We start from the raw sequence: 743 nt of genomic DNA on the forward strand, positions 1-743 counted from the left end.
AGGCTCGTGCTCGGCCAGCAGGCGACAGACATAAAATCAAATGAAATCACCGCCATCCCGTTGCTGCTCGAACGCCTTGAACTGACCGGCGCACTGGTCACTATCGATGCCATGGGAACACAGGCGGCAATCGCCGAAGCCGTTGTCGCCAAGGGCGGCGACTATCTGCTCGCGCTCAAGGCCAATTGGCCTGCCACCTTCGCCGATGTCGAGCGCTTCTTCGCGGAGCCGCCGCAAACCATGCTGGAAACACCCGTCGAGACCACCGACAACGACCATGGCCGCCTTGAAGGCCGTCGCCACACCGTCTGCCATACGGTTGACTGGCTGTTCTCCGACCGCCGCTATCCCGGCGAACCGCGCTTCCCGCGCCTGGCCATGATCGGCATGATCGAAACCCGCGTCGAACGCAACGGCAAGACCGAGCACGAGCGGCGCTACTATCTGTCCTCCGCCAAGCTCGACGCCAAAAGCTTCGCCCATGCCGTGCGAGCCCATTGGGGCATCGAGAACCGGCTCCACTGGGTGCTCGATGTCGTCTTTCACGACGATCTCGCGCGTCTCAGAACAGCGCACGGTCCGCAAAACATGGCCATCGTCAAACACATGGCCGTCAACCTCGTCCGAAACCCCAAGGACAAGCACAGCCTCAAGGTTCGACGAAAACTCGCCAATCTCAACGCCGATTATCTCGAAAATCTCATCCGTCAAAAATCAACGTTAACCTGAAGCGATTCCCCTGG

At 60.0% G+C, this 743-nt stretch carries 1 protein-coding gene; it reads left to right on the top strand.

Features of this window, described 5'->3' with window-relative positions; all coding sequences use genetic code 11:
* Nucleotides 1-729 (top strand): ISAs1 family transposase (locus NKJ06_RS35610; RefSeq protein ID WP_352812614.1); only part of this gene is annotated, 729 nt, incomplete at its 5' end.
* Nucleotides 730-743: the final 14 nt, after the last annotated feature.

Origin of the sequence: Mesorhizobium sp. M0293 (assembly GCF_040321735.1) — a bacterium.
Lineage (GTDB): Bacteria > Pseudomonadota > Alphaproteobacteria > Rhizobiales > Rhizobiaceae > Mesorhizobium.